This is a genomic window from Rhodococcus sp. Z6_132, from assembly GCF_058133635.1.
The window spans coordinates 311146-328382 of the sequence record NZ_JBYUNP010000003.1; the positions used below are offsets into that span (position 1 = coordinate 311146).

The following is a 17237-nucleotide window of genomic DNA, read 5'->3' on the forward strand; positions in this document are numbered from 1 at the left end:
CTGGTTCAACACCTGTCGAGCGCCGACGCTTCCCGCGCCGGGCGCACCCCCGGCGGCTGCGTCGGCCCAGGTGCGCCCTCGTTAGGCTGGCAACCATGTCCAACACCGTGCTCACCGCCGTCGCCTGGCCCTACGCGAACGGTCCCCGTCACATCGGGCACGTCTCGGGGTTCGGCGTTCCCTCCGACGTCTTCGCCCGGTACCAGCGCATGGCGGGCAACAAGGTGCTGATGGTCTCCGGCACCGACGAGCACGGCACGCCGATCCTGGTGCAGGCGGAGAAGGAGGGGGTGAGCACCCGGGAGCTGGCCGACCGCTACAACCGGGTGATCAACAAGGACCTGGCCGACCTGGGCCTGTCCTACGACCTGTTCACCCGCACCACCACGCGCAACCACTACGCGGTGGTGCAGGAGCTGTTCCGCACGCTGCACCGCAACGGCTACCTGGTGCCCAGGACCACCACCGGCGCCATCAGCCCGTCCACCGGACGCACCCTGCCCGACCGCTACGTGGAGGGCACCTGCCCGCTGTGCGGCTACGACGGCGCGCGCGGGGACCAGTGCGACAACTGCGGCAACCAGCTCGACCCGGCCGACCTGATCAACCCGCGCAGCAAGATCAACGGCGAGACCCCGAAGTTCGTGGAGACCGAGCACTTCTTCCTGGACCTGCCGGCGCTGGCCGACGCCTTGGCCGACTGGCTCAAGGGCCGCACCGACTGGCGCCCCAACGTGCTGCGCTTCAGCCTCAACCTCATCGCCGACCTGCGCCCCCGGGCCATGAGCCGGGACATCGACTGGGGCGTGCCCATCCCGCTGGAGGGCTGGGCCGACCGCGGCGACAAGAAGCTCTACGTCTGGTTCGACGCCGTCATCGGCTACCTCTCGGCCAGCATCGAGTGGGCGCACCGCACCGGCAACCCCGACGCCTGGCAGGAGTGGTGGTGCGACCCGCAGGCGCTGAGCTACTACTTCATGGGCAAGGACAACATCACCTTCCACAGCCAGATCTGGCCGGCCGAGCTGCTGGGCTACGACGGCAAGGGCGCCAAGGGCGGCAGCCCCGGTGAGCTGGGCCGGCTGAACCTGCCCACCGAGGTGGTCAGCAGCGAGTTCCTCACCATGAGCGGCTCCAAGTTCTCCACCAGCCGCGGCACCGTCATCTACGTCCGCGACTTCCTGGCCGAGTACGGCCCGGACGCGCTGCGCTACTTCATCTCGGTGGCCGGCCCGGAGAACCAGGACACCGACTTCACCTGGGACGAGTTCGTCCGGCGCACCAACTTCGAGCTGGCCAACGAGTGGGGCAACCTGGTCAACCGCTCGGTGTCCATGGCGCACAAGAACTTCGGTGCCATCCCCAAGCCGGGTACCCGCAGCGAGGCCGACGTGGAGCTGCTCCGCGCCGCCGAGGGCGCCTTCGACACCGTGGGCGCGCTGCTGCAGCGCAGCCGGTTCAAGCAGGCTGCCGGCGAGGCCATGCGGGTGGTGACGCTGGCCAACCGCTACATCTCCGACATGGAGCCGTGGAAGCTCGGCAAGTCCGGCACCGAGGAGGACCGCGAGCGCCAGGCCACCGTGCTGCACACCGCGCTGCAGGTGGTCTCCGACGCCAACGCGCTGCTCACCCCGTTCCTGCCGCACTCCGCCCAGCAGGTGCACACCGCCCTGGGCGGCAGCGGCACCTGGGCGGCGCAGCCGCAGATCCACGAGGTGACCGACGACGTGCTGCCTGGCTTCGCCGAGCCGCTGGTGGGGGTGGGTCTGCCGGAGGCCGGGCACTCCTACCCGGTGATCATGGGCGACTACGCCAGCGAGCAGGCGCGCTGGGGCCGCACCGAGATCGCCGCGGGCACCGAGCTGCACAAGCCCACCCCGCTGTTCACCAAGCTTGACCCCAAGCTGGGCGAGACCGGCCCGGAGTGGGCGCCGGTCAACCCGTGAGCAAGCGATCCCGCTCCGGCCCACCCCCGGCGCCGGAGCCGCTGAGCCCGCTGCTGGACGCGCACACCCACCTGGACGCGTGCGGGGCGAGCACCGCCGAGGACGTGCGCGCCATCGTGGACCGCGCCGCCGCCGCCGGGGTGGGCCGGGTGGTCACCGTCGCCGACGACCTGGCCTCGGCGCACTGGGTGACCCGGGCCGCGGAGTGGGACGAGCGGGTGTGGGCGGCCACCGCGCTGCACCCCACCCGGGCCAACGCCCTGGACGAGGCCGCCCGCAAGGACCTGGAGGAGCTGGCCCGGCATCCGCGCACGGTGGCAGTGGGGGAGACCGGGCTGGACCACTACTGGCCGGGCAAGCTGGAGGGCTGCGCCGACCTCGCCACCCAGGAGGAGGCCTTCCGCTGGCACATCGACCTGGCCAAGCGGGTGGGCAAGCCGGTGATGATCCACGACCGCGAGGCGCACGCCGACGTGCTCCGGGTGCTGCGCGAGGAGGGCGCTCCGGAGCGGGTGATCTTCCACTGCTTCTCCGGCGACGCCGCGGTGGCCCGCGAGGCGGTGGACGCCGGCTACGTCATCAGCCTGTCCGGCACGGTCAGCTTCCGCAACGCCCACGCGCTGCGGGAGGCGGCGCTGCTGGTGCCCGCCGAGCAGCTCACGGTGGAGACCGACGCCCCCTTCCTCACCCCGCACCCCTACCGCGGCGCCGCCAACGAGTCTTACTGCCTGCCCTACACCGTGCGGGCCCTGGCCGAGCTGCGCGGCGACGACCCCGCCGAGCTGGCCGCGTCGACCACCGCCACCGCTCGGCGGGTCTACGGGCTGTGAGCAGCGCCGCGGCCGCGAGGACCGCCCGCACGTCCTAGTGACACACGTCATGAGTTGAGACCTGTTCTTGCCCAGACAGACACCGGCCCGTTACCGTGCCGTGATCGACTAGCCGGGATGGGGAAGTTCCGGTGCGGCAGCAGCTCTGGGTCCCTCTCCGGTCTCGTGCCACCGCACGCCCCTGCCCGGACGCTCCGACGTCAGGACGACCCGCGTGCCCCTGCTCGACCGTGTGACCCTCAGCCGAGCAGGACTCGCCCGCTCCGTCGTCGCCGCCCTGGTGCTGACCGTCGGGGCCGGCGCCGGCACCGCCATCGCCATGGAGAAGACCGTCACCGTGCAGGTCGACGGCGAGGAGCGGACAGTCTCCACCATGTCCAGCAACGTCGAGGGTGTGCTCAAGGCGGCCGGCCTCGGCGTCGGTGAGCACGACGCCCTGGCTCCCGCGGCCGACTCGGCCGTGACCGACGGCGACACCGTGGTGCTGCGCCGCGGCCGCCACGTGGAGCTCACCGTGGACGGACAGACCCGGTCGATGTGGACCACCGCGCTCACCGTGGACGAGGCGCTGGCCGAGCTGCGCCTGACCGGCGGGGACGTGCAGCTGTCCGCCTCCCGCGCCACCCGGCTGCCCCTGGAGGGCGCCACCCTGAGCGTGGCCAACCCCCGCACCGTCACCGTGGCCGACGCCGGCGCCCTGCACCAGGTGCGCACCACCGCGGCCACCGTGGGTGAGCTGCTGGCCGAGCGCAACCTGGCGCTGGTGGAGCGCGACGCCGCCTCGGCCGACCTGGCCGCCCCGCTCACCGACGGCATGCGGGTGGACATCACCCGGGTGCGCACCACCGAGGTCATCGCCCAGCAGCCGCTGCCGGCGCCGGTGCAGAAGGTGGACGACCCGACGCTGGAGACCGGCCGCACCGCCGTGCAGACCAAGCCGGTGGACGGCGCGCAGACCGTCACCTTCCGCGTCACCACCACCAACGGCGTGGAGACCGCGCGCGAGCAGGTCGCCGCGGCCGTCACCGCCCCGCCGGTGCCCGGCGTCACCCGCGTCGGCACCAAGATCGCCCCACCGCCGCCCGCCCCGGCCCCCGCCCCTGCTGCTGCACCCGCTCCGGTCGCCGCGGTGGTCAAGTCCGGCGGCGCCCCGGCCCCCGCCGTGGCCAACGGCGCGGTGTGGGACCGCCTGGCCCAGTGCGAGGCCGGCGGCAACTGGTCCATCAACACCGGCAACGGCTACTACGGCGGCGTGCAGTTCGACCGCGGCACCTGGTTGAGCAACGGCGGCGGCGCGTACGCCCCGCTGCCGCACCAGGCCACCCGGGAGCAGCAGATCGCCGTGGCCTCCAAGGTCGCCGCCGGCCGCGGGTTCTCCCCGTGGCCGTCGTGCTCGAGCAAGCTGGGTCTGCGCTGAGCGAGGAACGCGCCGCCCTGCTCGGCCCGGTCGAGGTGCGCACCTTGGCGGCCGAGCTGGGGGTGCGGCCCACCAAGACCCTGGGTCAGAACTTCGTGCACGACGCCAACACCGTGCGCCGCATCGTCACCAGCGCCGGGGTGGGCGCCGACGACGTGGTGCTGGAGGTGGGCCCCGGCCTGGGCTCGCTCACACTGGGGCTGCTGGAGCCCGCTGCCGCGGTGGTGGCCGTGGAGATCGACCCGGTGCTGGCGGCGCGGCTGCCGCGCACCGCCGCCGAGCGCGCGCCGGGCCTGGCCGACAAGCTCACCGTGATCGGCGCCGACGCCCTGCGGGTGCGCGCGGCCGACCTGCCCGCGGCACCCACCGCGCTGGTGGCCAACCTGCCCTACAACGTGGCGGTGCCGGTGCTGCTGCACCTGTTCGCCGAGCTGCCCAGCCTGCGCAGCGCCCTGGTGATGGTGCAGGCCGAGGTGGCCGACCGGCTGGCCGCGCCGCCGGGCAGCCGCACCTACGGCGTGCCCAGCGTCAAGGCGTCCTTCCACGGCCGCGTCGCCCGCGCCGGCGCGGTTCCGCGCGGGGTGTTCTGGCCCGTGCCGGGGGTGGACTCCGGGCTGGTGCGGGTGGACCGGCACGAGCAGGCGCCGTGGCCCACCGACGAGCAGACCCGCAAGCAGGTGTTCCGGGTGGTCGACGCCGCGTTCGCCCAGCGGCGCAAGACGCTGCGGGCCGCGCTGGCCGGGTGGGCCGGCTCGCCGGTGGAGGCCGAGCGGCGGCTGCGCGCGGCGGGCATCGACCCCAGCACCCGTGGTGAGCAGCTCGACGTGGCCGCGTTCGTGGCGCTGGCCCAGCAGGGCTGAGCGCGGCAACGCTCAGCAACAAGGGCGTGCAACGCCGGCAACGGTGGGCGTGGCCGTGCGTGCCGCGGGGTGAGACCCTCAGGTGAGCAGGTAGCGACGAGCTGACGGGGGTGGCCGGTGGCCCGAGGGGTGTACGTGGTGGCCGCGACCGCCGGGACCGGCAAGTCGCTGGTGTCGGTGGGGCTGCTGGCCCTGATGCGCAGCAGCACCGACACGGTGGCGTTCCTGCGCCCCCTCGCCGAGCCGCGCCCTTCGGTGGACGGCCACGAGCAGGACCCGGACACCGACCCGCTGGTGGTGCTGGTCCGCGACGCCATGGGCGTGCCCGCCGAGCTGGCCCGCGGCGGGGTGCCGCGCGCCAAGGCCCGGGCGCTGCTGGCGGCCGGGGAGCGCGACGAGCTGTTCCGCCGCTGCGTCGCCGCCTACAGCGACCTGGCCGCGCGCGCCGACGTGGTCATCGTGGACGGCTCCGACTACGGCGACGGCCGGCGCCTGGGCGACGAGCTGGACCTGAACACCGAGCTGGCCAACCACCTGGGCGCCATGGTGGTGGCCGTGGTCAGCGGCGCCGGCCAGGACACCGCGGCGCTGGTGCAGTCGGTGGACCTGGCCCGCAAGGAGGTGCTGGCCGCCGGCTGCGCGCTGGCCGCGGTGCTGGTCAACCGGGTGCCGGTGGAGCTGGTGGAGCAGACCCGCGCCACGGTGCACCGCGGCGCGTCCGGGCGCCCGGTCTACGTGCTGCCCGAGACCGACGAGCTCGACCGCCCCAGCGTGGCCGAGGTGGCCACCGCGGTGGGTGCCCGGCGCATCGGCGGCAGCACCAACCTCGACCGCGACGTCCGCTCGGTGCGGGTGGCGGCGATGACGGTGGAGCACGTCCTGCCGCTGCTCACCGACGGCGCCCTGGTGATCACCCCGGGCGACCGGGCCGACGTGGTGGTGGCCACCGTGGCGATGGCGCTGTCCGCCCAGCAGCCGGTGCCCGCCGCCGTGCTGCTCACCGGCGGCATCCCGCTGGCCGACAGCGTGCTGGCGCTGCTGCCCACCGCTCCGTTCCCGGTGCTGGCCCTGGACACCGACACCTACACCGCCGCCCACGCCGTGGGTGGGGTGCACGGCGAGCTGGCCCCGGGCAACCCCCGCAAGATCGCCACCGCGCTGGGGGTGTGGAACGCCGGGGTGGATGCCGCCGAGCTGGTGGAGCGCCTGGCGCTGCCCCGGCCGGAGCGGATGTCGCCGGTGCGCTTCAGCTACGAGCTGATGCAGCAGGCCAGCGCGCAGCGGCGCCGCATCGTGCTGGCCGAGGGGACCGAGCCGCGCATCCTGCGGGCCGCGGAGATCATCCGCCGCCGCGGGGTGTGCGAGCTGGTGCTGCTGGGCAACGCCGCCCAGGTGGGCGAGCTGGCCGGGGCCGCGGGCGTGGACCTCACCGGCATCGAGGTGCTCGACCCGGAGACGTCGCCCGAGCGGGAGCGCTACGCCGCGGAGTACGCGCGGCTGCGGGCCCACCGGGGCGTGGACCTGGAGCAGGCGCGGGAGGTGATGACCGACGTCTCCTACTTCGCCACCATGATGGTGCACCTGGGCCACGCCGACGGCATGGTCTCCGGCGCGGTGCACACCACCGCGCAGACGCTGCGCCCGGCGCTGGAGTTCATCAAGACCGCGTCCGGGGTCTCCACCGCCTCCTCGGTGTTCCTCATGTGCCTGCCCGACCGGGTGCTGGTCTACGGCGACTGCGCGGTGATCCCCGACCCCGACGCCGCCCAGCTCACCGACATCGCCGTGGCCTCGGCCGACACCGCCGCCCGCTTCGGCATCACCCCACGGGTGGCGATGCTGTCGTACTCCACCGGGGCCTCCGGCACGGGCGCAGCGGTGGAGAAGGTGCGCGAGGCCACCGCGCGGGTGCGGGAGCGCCGCCCGGACCTGCCGGTGGAGGGCCCCATCCAGTACGACGCCGCGGTGAACGCCTCGGTGGCCGCCACCAAGCTGCCCGGCTCCGAGGTGGCCGGCCGCGCCACGGTGTTCGTCTTCCCGGACCTCAACACCGGCAACAACACCTACAAGGCCGTGCAGCAGTCGGCCGGTGCGGTGGCCATCGGGCCGGTGCTGCAGGGGCTGCGCAGACCGGTGAACGACCTCTCCCGCGGGGCCACCGTGGAGGACGTCATCAACACTGTGGCCATCACCGCGGTGCAGGCGCAGGACCGGCCGTGAGCGCGCTGCCGGTGCACCCGCCGCTGCCGGAGCTGGTGGCCGCCGCCGAGGAGCTGATGAGCGCCAGCCTGGACGCGGGCCAGCGGCGGGCGGTGCTGGGCATCACCGGCCCGCCGGGGGCCGGCAAGAGCACCCTCGCCGGGGCGTTGGTCACCGCCCTGCAGGTGGTGCTGGACACCGAGCCGGTGGAGCCGCTGGTGGTGGGAGTGCCGATGGACGGCTTCCACCTGGCCGACGCACAGCTGGAGCGGATGGGCCTGCGGCACCGCAAGGGCGCACCGGAGACCTTCGACGTGGGCGGCTACCGCTCCGTCCTGCGCCGGCTGCGCTCCGCCGACGAGCAGGCGGTGTACGTGCCCAGCTTCGAGCGGACCTTGGAGCAGCCGGTGGCCGGCTCCATCGCCGTGCTGCCCTCGGCCCGACTGGTGGTGACCGAGGGCAACTACCTGCTGCACGGCGCCGACGGCTGGGAGCGGGTGCGCTCGCTGCTGGACCAGGTGTGGTTCCTCGACGCCGACGACGAGCAGCGCCGTGCCGCGCTGGTGGCCCGGCACGTGCGCCACGGCAAGACCCCGGAGGCCGCGCAGGCCTGGGTGCGGGAGGTGGACGAGCGCAACGCCGCGCTGGTGGCGCGCACCCGGTACCGCGCGGACCTGGTGGTGGCGCTCGACCTCGGCCAGCACGGTGACGCCGGTCACCGGCGGGCACCTGCGGGGTAGCGGGCGGCGCTGGGTGGCTCCGGCAACGATTACGCTGGTGCACCGTGCTTGCCGTCGTCCCTCCTCCCGTCACCGTGCGGGTTCCCGCCAAGGTGAACCTGCACCTTGCCGTGGGCGACGTGCGCGCGGACGGCTACCACGAGCTGGTCACGGTGTTCCAGGCGTTGTCGCTGGTGGACGACGTGTCGGTGGCCCCCGCGGACACCCTCTCGGTGCGCGTGGTGGGGGAGGGCGCAGGAGCGGTGCCCACCGACAAGCGCAACCTCGCCTGGCAGGCCGCCCAGCTGCTGGCCCGCACCACCCACCACCCGGCCGAGGCCGAGATCACCCTCACCAAGGGCATCCCGGTGGCCGGGGGCATGGCCGGCGGCAGCGCTGACGCCGCGGCCACCCTGCTGGCCCTGGCCACCCTCTGGGGCAGCGACGTCAGCCGCGAGGAGCTGACCGCGCTGGCCGCCCAGCTGGGCAGCGACGTCCCCTTCGCCCTGCACGGGGCCACCGCGATGGGCACCGGCCGCGGCGAGCAGCTGCTCCCGGTGCTGGCCCGCAACACCTTCCACTGGGTGCTGGCGCTGGACCACGAGGGCCTGAGCACCCCGGCGGTGTACGCCGAGCTGGACCGGCTGCGGGCGACGGGCGCGCAGCCGCGGGTGGGCGACGTGCAGCCGCTCATGCACGCCCTGGCCGCCGGCGACGCCCTGGCCCTGGCCCCGCTGCTGGCCAACGACCTGCAGGCCGCCGCGCTCTCGCTGCGCCCGAGCCTGCGCCGCACCCTGCACGCGGGCACCGAGGCCGGTGCCCTGGCCGGCATCGTCTCCGGCTCCGGGCCCACCTGCGCCTTCCTCTGCGTCAACGCCGACGCCGCCGTGCGGGTGAGCGCCGAGCTCGCCGGAGCCGGCGTGTGCCGCACCGTGCGGGTGGCCGCCGGGCCCGTCGCCGGCGCCAGGGTGCTGCCCGCACACCCGGCTGGCCCCAACCCCGCCGGCCCCCGAAACCCTGATCCACGAACTCGATCGAGCACCGGAGCACACAGCTGATGGCCCAACCCGTGAACCTGGTCAACCTGGAACAGGTGTCCAAGACCTACGGCGTCAAGCCGCTGCTGGACAAGGTGTCCCTGGGCGTGGCCTCCGGCGAGCGCATCGGCGTCGTCGGCCTCAACGGGGGCGGCAAGACCACCCTGCTGGAGGTGCTCACCGGGCTCGAGCAGCCCGACTCCGGCCGGGTCAGCCAGACCGGCGGCCTGCGCCAGGCCGTGGTCACCCAGCGCGGCGTGCTGCCCCCGGGCTCCACCATCGGCCAGGTGGTGCTCGCCCCGCTCGGCGTGGACGAGCACGAGTGGGCCGGCGACTCCCGCATCCGCAACGTGCTGCACGGCATCGGGGTGGACGCCCTGGGCGTGGACACCCCCATCGACGGCCTCTCCGGTGGCGAGCGCCGCCGGGTCGCCCTGGCCGCCGCACTGGTGCAGGACCTGGACCTGCTGGTGCTGGACGAGCCCACCAACCACCTCGACGTGGAGGGCGTGCAGTGGCTGGCCGAGCACCTCAAGAGCCGCCGCTCCAGCCTCGTCGTCGTCACTCACGACCGCTGGTTCCTGGACACCGTGGCCACCCGTACCTGGGAGGTGGTGGGCGGCAAGGTGGAGACCTACGAGGGCGGCTACGCCGACTGGGTGTTCGCCCGTGCCGAGCGCACCCGCCAGGCTGACGCCGCCGAGGAGCGCCGCCAGAACCTGGCCCGCAAGGAGCTGGCCTGGCTGCGCCGCGGCGCCCCGGCCCGCACCTCCAAGCCCAAGTACCGCATCGAGTCGGCCGAGGCGCTCATCGCCGACGTGCCGCCCCCGCGCGACCGGGTGGCGCTGGCCTCCTTCGCCGCCCGACGTCTGGGCAAGGTGGTGCTCGAGCTCGAGCACGTCAACGTGCAGACCCCGGACGGCCGTGAGCTGGTCCACGACCTCACCTGGCGGCTCGGCCCGGGCGACCGCATCGGCCTGGTCGGGGTGAACGGCTCCGGCAAGACCACCCTGCTGCGGATGCTCGGCGGCGAGGTGGAGCCCACCGCGGGCAAGCGCATCCAGGGCCAGACCGTGCACCTGGGCTGGCTGCGCCAGGAGCTGGACGACCTGCCGCTGGACATGCGGGTGCTCGACGCGGTGGAGGACGTCGCCAAGTACGTCACCCTGGGCGACAAGGAGATGTCCGCCGCGCAGCTGGCCGAGCGGCTGGGCTTCGCCCCGGCGCGGCAGCGGGTGCCGGTGGGCGACCTCTCCGGTGGCGAGCGCCGCCGGCTGCAGCTCACCCGGGTGCTGATGGCCGAGCCCAACGTGCTGCTGCTGGACGAGCCGACCAACGACCTGGACATCGACACGCTGCAGCAGCTGGAGGACCTGCTGGACTCCTGGCCGGGCACCATGGTGGTGGTCAGCCACGACCGCTACCTCACCGAGCGGGTGTGCGACTCGGTGTGGGCGCTGTTCGGCGACGGCAAGCTGACCAACCTGCCGCGCGGCATCGACGAGTACCTGGAGCGCCGGGCCGCCGACCTCAGCGACAACCCCGGCCAGCCGGCCAACCTCGGCGGCACCACCAGCGCCGGTGGCAGCCGGCCCGACGCCGCCACGCTGCGCGCCGCCCGCAAGGAGCTGAGCAAGGTGGAGCGCACGGTGAGCAAGCTGGACGAGAAGGAGCGTGCGCTGCACGCCCAGCTGGCCGAGGCCACCACCGACGCCGGCCGGCTCGCCGACCTCGGGGTGCAGCTCAAGGCCGTGCAGGCGGAGAAGGAAGCCGCCGAGGAGAAGTGGATGGAGCTCGCCGCCGCCTTCGAGTGAACCAGCAGTCGAGGGACCCTGCCCTCGACTGAACCGACTCGGGCGCCAGTGACGAAGCCCACGGAGATGCACGTCACGGTCGTTTTCGTGGGCAACGAGACGGACGCCTGCAAGACTGCACTCTATGGGGCAGAGTGCAAAGACCGTGCTGCGGCGTCGCACGCAGACCGGGTACCGGGTGTGGATGTGCGCCCAGCAGCTCACCGACGAGCGTGGCTTCGACGGCTTCACCATGGACGACCTCGCCGAGCTCGCCGGGGTCTCCCGCCGCACCCTGTTCAACTACTTCCCCGGCAAGGCCGACGCGGTCCTCGGCACCGCCCCTGAGCTGACCAGCGACGTCCTGGTCACCCTCTCCGAGCGTCGCGGCAGCGACCTGATGGAGGACCTGCTGCTGCTCGGCGGCGAGATCCTCGGGCCGCTGGACATCACCCGCGCGCAGGTAGAGCGGATGAAGCGGGTGATCATCAGCAACCCCCGCCTGCTGACCCTGTGCTACGAGCGGATGGCCGCACTGAGCGCCCAGACAGTGGCGGCGATCCGGGCCCGCGACGGCGACGCCTTCGACGGCCCACGGACGGTGCTCGCGGTCCGCCTGGTGGGTGCCGTCCTCGACGCCGCGATGGAGAACTGGCTGGCCCAGGACGACGGCACGCTCGTGGAAGCCTTCGAGAAGGCGCTGAGGGGGGCTCGTGAGCTGCTGAGCTGACCCGCCGCTGTCGGCACCGGCCACCCGGTGCCCAATCTGACTCCTCAGGAGAACCCGCATGGCTACCCTGCTCTACCGCCTCGGCCAGACCGCCTACCGGCGGTGGCCGCTCTTCCTGGTCGCCTGGCTCATCGCCATGGTGGCCATCGCCGGCTTCGCCGCAACGTCGTCCAAGCCCATGAGCGACTCCTTCTCCATCCCGGGCATCCCCTCGGAGCAGGCAGCTGACCTGCAGTCCCAGCTGTTCCCCGGGGCCAAGGACGCCTTCGACACCGCCTCGGTCAAGGTCGTCGTCGCCGCACCGGACGGCCACCAGCTGGCAGAGCCGACCTACGCCCAGGCCGTGGACGCCCTCGTCGCCGACCTCAAGGGCCTGCCGCAGGTGCCGGCCGAGGCCCCGGTGGTCAACCCGGTGCAGGCCGCCGCGGCGCAGACCGAGAAGATCGTCGCCGCCGCCGGCCAGGCCGGGCTGTCCCCGGAGCAGGCCCAGGCCAACGCCCAGGCGCTGTCCCCGCTGTCGCCGGACGGTCGGGTGGGCACCATCTCCTTCGACCTGGACGTGGCCACCGTGGCCGACGTCGAGCCGACCACCATCGACGAGCTGTTCTCGGTGCTGGACACCGCCGCCGGCAGCGGGCTGACCGTGGAGGCCAACGGCACCGGCACCACCGGCATGACCGAGATCAGCATGACCTCCGAGCTGATCGGCGTGGCCGTGGCGCTCATCGTGCTGGTGCTCACCTTCGGCTCCCTGGTGGGTGGCGGGCTGCCCATCATCACCGCCCTGTGGGGCGTGGGCCTGAGCGCCGCCGGCATCTACGCGATGACCGCGTTCACCGAGGTCGGCTCCACCACCCCGATGCTGGCCATCATGATCGGCCTGGCCGTGGGCATCGACTACACGCTGTTCATCCTGGCCCGCTACCGCAGCGAGCTCGAGCACACCGACGACCGCCGGCACGCCACCGGCATCGCGGTGGGCACCGCCGGCTCCGCCGTGGTGTTCGCCGGCCTCACGGTGCTGATCGCGCTGGCCGCGCTGTCGGTGGTGCGGATCCCGTTCCTCACCACCATGGGTGTGGCCGCGGCGGCCGCGGTGTTCGTGGCGGTGCTGCTGGCGCTGACCCTGCTGCCGGCCCTGCTCGGCATGCTCAAGTCCAAGGCGTTCGGCGGCACGGTGCGCAAGTACCAGCCCAAGCGCGAGGACGACGGCGCGGTGCTCAACAACGGGGTGCGCTGGGCGCGCCTCGTCGGCAAGGCACCCGTCGCGGCGCTGCTGATCGGCGTGGTGGCGCTCGGTGCCCTGGCCGTTCCGCTGCAGGGCCTGCACCTGGCCCTGCCCAGCGACTCCACCGCGTCGTCCGACACCACCCAGCGGCAGGCCACCGACCTGATCGCCGACGCCTTCGGTCCCGGCCGCGACGCTCCGCTGCTGATCGTGGTGGACGGTCGCGGCATCGACGACGCAGGCCAGCGCACCGCCGCCTTCGCCCAGGTCGCCACCTGGGCCGGCGAGCAGTCGGGCGTCACCAACGCCCAGCTGGTGGCCAGCAACCCCGAGGGCACCGGTGCCCAGATCATGGTCACCCCGACCAAGGGCGCGGCCGACACCGAGACCGAGAACCTGCTGACCGACCTGCGGGAGGGCCAGGCAGGAGTGGAGCAGCGCACCGGCACCGTCATCGGCGTCACCGGCATGACCGCCATCGCGGTGGACGTCTCCGAGCAGCTGGCCGACGCCCTGCCGATCTACCTCTCGGTGGTGGTGGGCCTGGCGTTCATCCTGCTCACCCTGGTGTTCCGCTCCCTGCTGGTGCCGCTGACCGCCACCCTCGGGTTCGTGCTGTCGGTGCTGGCCACCCTGGGCGCCACCGTCTGGATCTTCCAGGACGGCGCGTTCGGCCTGGTCGAGGGACAGCCCATCATCAGCTTCATGCCGATCTTCCTCATCGGGCTGGTGTTCGGGCTGGCGATGGACTACCAGGTGTTCCTGGTGACCCGGATGCGGGAGGCGCACGTGCACGGCTACTCCCCGCGGGAGGCCGTGGTGGACGGCTTCCGCAGCAGCGCCCGGGTGGTGGCCGCCGCGGCGGTCATCATGATCGCGGTGTTCGGCGCGTTCGTGCTCATCGACGAGCCGATCATCCGGTCGATGGGCTTCGCGCTGGCGGTGGCGGTCTTCCTGGACGCCTTCGTGGTGCGGATGATGCTCATCCCCGCGGTGATGTACCTGCTCGGGGAGAAGGCCTGGTGGATCCCCCGGTGGCTCGACCGGATCCTGCCCAACATCGACGTGGAGGGCGAGAAGCTCGACCGCCCGCACCTGCAGACCGATGACGAGCGCGAGCCGGTCAACGCCTGACCTGCTCCGCTGGCGGAACGGCCCCGCACCCTCTCGAGGGTTGCGGGGCCGTTCCGCGTCGCGGCCCTGCCCCGCCCCCCGGGGTGGTCAGAGCAGGGCGCGCGCCTGGCGGGCCCAGTGCGCGGCGCCGAGCTTGTCGGCCAGGGCCACCGCGTCGGCGGCGTGGCCCGCGCTGGCGGCAGCGTCGCCCCGCGCCCCCGCCAGCTTGGCCAGGTACAGGTCCACCGGGCCCAGGGTGGCCGCACCGCCCTGGATGCCGGCGAGGTGCCCGGCCCACGGCAGCAGCTGGGCGTACCACTCCGCGCAGGCCGCGGGGTGGGCCAGGCGGGCAGCGTTGTCGGCCCGCAGCCCGGCGAAGTACAGCCACAGGTAGTCGTGCAGCACCGGTAGCGCCGGGTTCCACACCGCCTGCGCCTGCTCGAGCCGGCCCGCGTCCAGCAGCGCGGTCACCACCATGTCGTTGACCCCCCGCGGCCGCAGCTCCAGCCAGCTGGTCAGCTCCTCGACGAAGTCGGCACAGTCCCCGGCGGCGTGGGCCACCGTGAAGCGCAGCACCACGTCCATCGCCACCCCGTTGGGATCCCCCGAGGCCCGCAGCTGCTGGGCCGTCGCCGCGTAGGTGTCCCTGGCCGCGTCCAGGTCGCCGCGGGTCAGCGCGACCGCTCCGGAGAACATCGCGGCCACCGCCAGCAGCAGCGGCAGCTGTCCGGCGCTGCCCGAGCGCGTCGCGTGGGCCACGTGCTCGGCGGCCAGCTCCAGGTCGCCGGCGTCGGCCGCGGCGCCGAACAGCACGTGGTGGGCCACCGCCTGGTAGGTCAGCAGTCCCGCCTCCTGCGCCACCGCCAGCAGCTGCTCGCCCACCGCCCGCAGCTGTCCGGCCGGCCGTGGTGGGAAGGCCACCAGGTAGCGGGCGTTGAGCGCCCGGCACAGCAGGACCGGGTCGCCCAGCCGGGTGGCCAGCTCCACCGCCTCGGCCGAGCACTGCTCCGCCCGGCGGAACAACCGGGTGCTCTCCGTCTCCAGCGCCAGGCTGGCCAGCAGGTCCACCCGCAGCGGACCGGGCTCGGTGACCACGGCCACGGCCCGCTCCAGCTGAGCCACCACGGTCTCGTCCAGCAGGGACAGCTCACGGATGGTCCACACCGTCGGCGCCTGCCACACCAGGGCCCGGGCCACGTCGCGGGGCCCGCCGTGCTGCTGGGCCCACTGCACCGCCCGGGCCCGCTCCTGCCGTGCCAGCGCCAGCTCGCCGTGCGCGGCGAGGGCGTGCACCAGGTGGCGCTGCACCGCGAAGCGCGCGGGGGCCGGGGTGCGTGCCAGCTCGTGGGCCTGCAGGGCGGCGCGGGCGTGCCGGATCGCCTCGTCGAACGCCCCGTGCTCCATCGCCCGCTCGCACCCGGCGCCCAGGTGCCCGACGGCGCGCCCGGCCACCCGGGCGTCCAGGGCCGCGGCGCTGTGGTGGGCCAGGGCCTCCACCCGGTCGGGGTGGCGGGTCTCCAGCAGGGCGAGCACCGACTGGTGCAGGCGGCTGCGGCGGATGGGAGCCAGCCGCTCGTAGAGGGCGTCGCGGACCAGGGCGTGGGTGAAGCGCACCTCGCCGGGGGCGGGCACCTGCAGCAGCCCGGCCACCACGCCCGCGTCCAGGCCGTCGACCACCTGCTCCTCCAGCTCGGTGGCGGTCGCCGGGCGGGGCAGCTGGGTGGCCTCCACCTCCAGCAGCAGGTCCAGGTCGATGTCGCGGCCCAGCACCGCCGCCCGCGACAACAGCTCCACCGTGGCCGGGGGCAGCCGGGCGATGCGGCGCTGCAGCAGGTCGCGGATGGCCGAGGGCAGCTCGTGCAGGGCCTGCTCGGCGCCCTCGGCGGCCACCAGCCGACCCAGCTGGCGCAGGAACAGCGGACTGCCCGCGGAGCGCTCCACCAGCGACCGCCACGTCGCCGCGGGCAGCGCCTCGCCCACCAGCTCCTGCAGCAGCCGCTGGGCCGGGGCCGGTTCCAGCCCGCCCAGCTCGATGCGGTCGACGGTGCGGTCGGCGACGGCGGCGAAGGTGGCGCCCAGCTCGGCGGAGACCTCCTCACCGCGGAAGGTGGCCACCAGCAGCACGCCGGGTTGCCCCTGGTGGGCGAGGTGGCGAAAGATCTGCAGGGTCTCCCCGTCGGCGCGGTGCAGGTCGTCCACAGCCACCACCACCGGCCCCCCGGCGCTGCGCCCGGCCAGCGCCCCGGTGAGGGCCGAGGCCAGCTCGAACGGGGTGCTGGCCTCGGCGCCGTCCAGCGACCGCAGCACCTCCCGCCACGCCCAGCCGGCCGGCGCACCGTCCACCTCGGCGCAGCGGCCCCGCACCACGGTGGCCGTCGCCGCTGACTCGTCGCAGAACCGCTCCACCAGCGCGGACTTGCCGAACCCGGCCTCGGCGCACACCCACACCACCGCCAGCCGGTCGCGCGCCTGCTCGGCCGCGCGCCGCAGCCGGGCCAGCTCGGTGTGCCGGCCGACGAAGCCCGCCCCGGAGCGGCGCGCCGCCGCGGGCGGGGCCGGCGGGACGACGCGGGCGGCGGCGGGCGGGGCCGGCCGGACGGGTACCTGCAGGTGCTCGGCGTGGGCGAGGATGTCCGCCTCCAGCGCGCGCACCGCGGGACTGGGGTCCACGCCCAGCTCCGCCACCAGCCGGCTGCGCAGCGAGCTCAGCTCGGCCAGCGCCTCACCCTGCCGTCCGGCCCGGTACAGGGCCGTGGCCAGGGCGTGCACCGCCTGCTCGCGCAACGGGTGCACCCGCACGTGCTGGGCGAGGTCGGCGGCCACCAGCTGCGCGGAGCGCCCCAGCTGCAGCCCCGCGGTGGCCCGCAGCTCCACCGCGCTCGCGCGCAGCTCGCCCAGGCGCCGCGCCTCCGCAGCGGCCCACGGCTGGTCCGGGTAGGCGGCGTAGGGCTCGTCGGTCCACAGCGCCAGCGCCTCCTCCACCAGGGCGGTCACCTGGTGGGCGTCGGTGACCTCGCCCGCGCGGGCCAGCAGCGCCTGGAAGTGCCAGGCGTCCACCGACTCGGTGGGCAGCGCGAGCAGGTAGCCCGGCGCGGCGCTGACGATCACCGCCGCCGGGCGTCGCCGCGGCCGGTCGGGCTCCAGCCGCTTGCGCAGGTGGGAGATGTAGGCCTGCAGGGCGCCGCTGGCCTTGGGCGGCGGGTGGCCCGCCCACAGGTCGTCCAGGAAGCGGTCGGCGGAGACCACCCGGCGGCCCGCCGCCACCAGCAGCCCCAGCACCGCGCGCTGGCGCGGACCGCCGAGCTCGACGGGGATCCCGTCGAGCTCGGCGCGCACCGTGCCGAAGATGCTGACCCGCACCACCC

General features: G+C 74.3%; 11 protein-coding genes. 10 read left to right on the plus strand and 1 reads right to left on the minus strand.

Features of this window, described 5'->3' with window-relative positions:
- The first annotated feature begins 95 nt into the window (after positions 1-95).
- The 10 genes from metG (at position 96) to AC3YO9_RS14665 (ending at position 13893) form a co-directional block, all read left to right on the plus strand.
- The gene (gene metG, locus AC3YO9_RS14620; protein ID WP_489983691.1) at positions 96-1946 is read left to right on the plus strand and encodes a methionine--tRNA ligase; all 1851 of its coding nucleotides are present in this window, start codon (positions 96-98) and stop codon (positions 1944-1946) included.
- The gene (locus tag AC3YO9_RS14625) at positions 1943-2776 is read left to right on the plus strand and encodes a TatD family hydrolase (RefSeq protein WP_489983692.1); all 834 of its coding nucleotides are present in this window, start codon (positions 1943-1945) and stop codon (positions 2774-2776) included. Before metG ends, AC3YO9_RS14625 begins: the two co-directional genes overlap by 4 nt.
- 214 nt (positions 2777-2990) lie before the next feature.
- The gene (locus AC3YO9_RS14630) at positions 2991-4193 is read left to right on the plus strand and encodes a resuscitation-promoting factor (RefSeq protein ID WP_489983693.1); all 1203 of its coding nucleotides are present in this window, start codon (positions 2991-2993) and stop codon (positions 4191-4193) included.
- Positions 4190-5053: a 16S rRNA (adenine(1518)-N(6)/adenine(1519)-N(6))-dimethyltransferase RsmA gene (rsmA, locus tag AC3YO9_RS14635; protein ID WP_489984068.1), complete on the plus strand. Its 864-nt coding sequence runs from the start codon at positions 4190-4192 to the stop codon at positions 5051-5053. The genes AC3YO9_RS14630 and rsmA overlap by 4 nt, the downstream gene beginning before the upstream one ends.
- Before the next feature lie 117 nt (positions 5054-5170).
- A complete protein-coding gene (gene pta / locus AC3YO9_RS14640) occupies positions 5171-7273 on the plus strand; it encodes a phosphate acetyltransferase (RefSeq protein WP_489983694.1) in 2103 nt (700 codons plus the stop codon).
- A gap of 5 nt (positions 7274-7278) precedes the next feature.
- On the plus strand, positions 7279-7992 hold the full coding sequence (locus tag AC3YO9_RS14645; RefSeq protein ID WP_489984069.1) for a nucleoside/nucleotide kinase family protein: 714 nt from the start codon (positions 7279-7281) through the stop codon (positions 7990-7992).
- A 44-nt stretch (positions 7993-8036) separates the two neighbouring features.
- Positions 8037-9029: a 4-(cytidine 5'-diphospho)-2-C-methyl-D-erythritol kinase gene (locus tag AC3YO9_RS14650; protein WP_489983695.1), complete on the plus strand. Its 993-nt coding sequence runs from the start codon at positions 8037-8039 to the stop codon at positions 9027-9029.
- Entirely contained in the window at positions 9029-10822 is a 1794-nt protein-coding gene (locus AC3YO9_RS14655; RefSeq protein WP_489983696.1) for an ABC-F family ATP-binding cassette domain-containing protein, read from the plus strand. Before AC3YO9_RS14650 ends, AC3YO9_RS14655 begins: the two co-directional genes overlap by 1 nt.
- Positions 10823-10946: 124 nt before the next feature.
- A complete protein-coding gene (locus AC3YO9_RS14660) occupies positions 10947-11531 on the plus strand; it encodes a TetR family transcriptional regulator (RefSeq protein ID WP_489983697.1) in 585 nt (194 codons plus the stop codon).
- Positions 11532-11589: 58 nt separating this feature from the next.
- Complete coding sequence (locus tag AC3YO9_RS14665) at positions 11590-13893, plus strand: MMPL family transporter (protein WP_489983698.1); 2304 nt, start codon at positions 11590-11592, stop codon at positions 13891-13893.
- 87 nt (positions 13894-13980) lie between these two features.
- Here AC3YO9_RS14665 and AC3YO9_RS14670 read toward each other — a convergent pair whose 3' ends face one another.
- Complete coding sequence (locus tag AC3YO9_RS14670) at positions 13981-17235, minus strand: ATP-binding protein (RefSeq protein WP_489983699.1); 3255 nt, start codon at positions 17233-17235, stop codon at positions 13981-13983.
- Positions 17236-17237 lie beyond the last annotated feature (2 nt).

What these genes read in the sequence shown, in the direction of transcription:
- metG (WP_489983691.1), top strand. Translation starts at nt 96, where the DNA reads ATGTCCAACACCGTGCTCACCGCCGTCGCCTGGCCCTACGCGAACGGT.
- AC3YO9_RS14655 (WP_489983696.1), top strand. Translation starts at nt 9,029, where the DNA reads ATGGCCCAACCCGTGAACCTGGTCAACCTGGAACAGGTGTCCAAGACC.
- AC3YO9_RS14660 (WP_489983697.1), top strand. Translation starts at nt 10,947, where the DNA reads ATGGGGCAGAGTGCAAAGACCGTGCTGCGGCGTCGCACGCAGACCGGG.
- AC3YO9_RS14665 (WP_489983698.1), top strand. Translation starts at nt 11,590, where the DNA reads ATGGCTACCCTGCTCTACCGCCTCGGCCAGACCGCCTACCGGCGGTGG.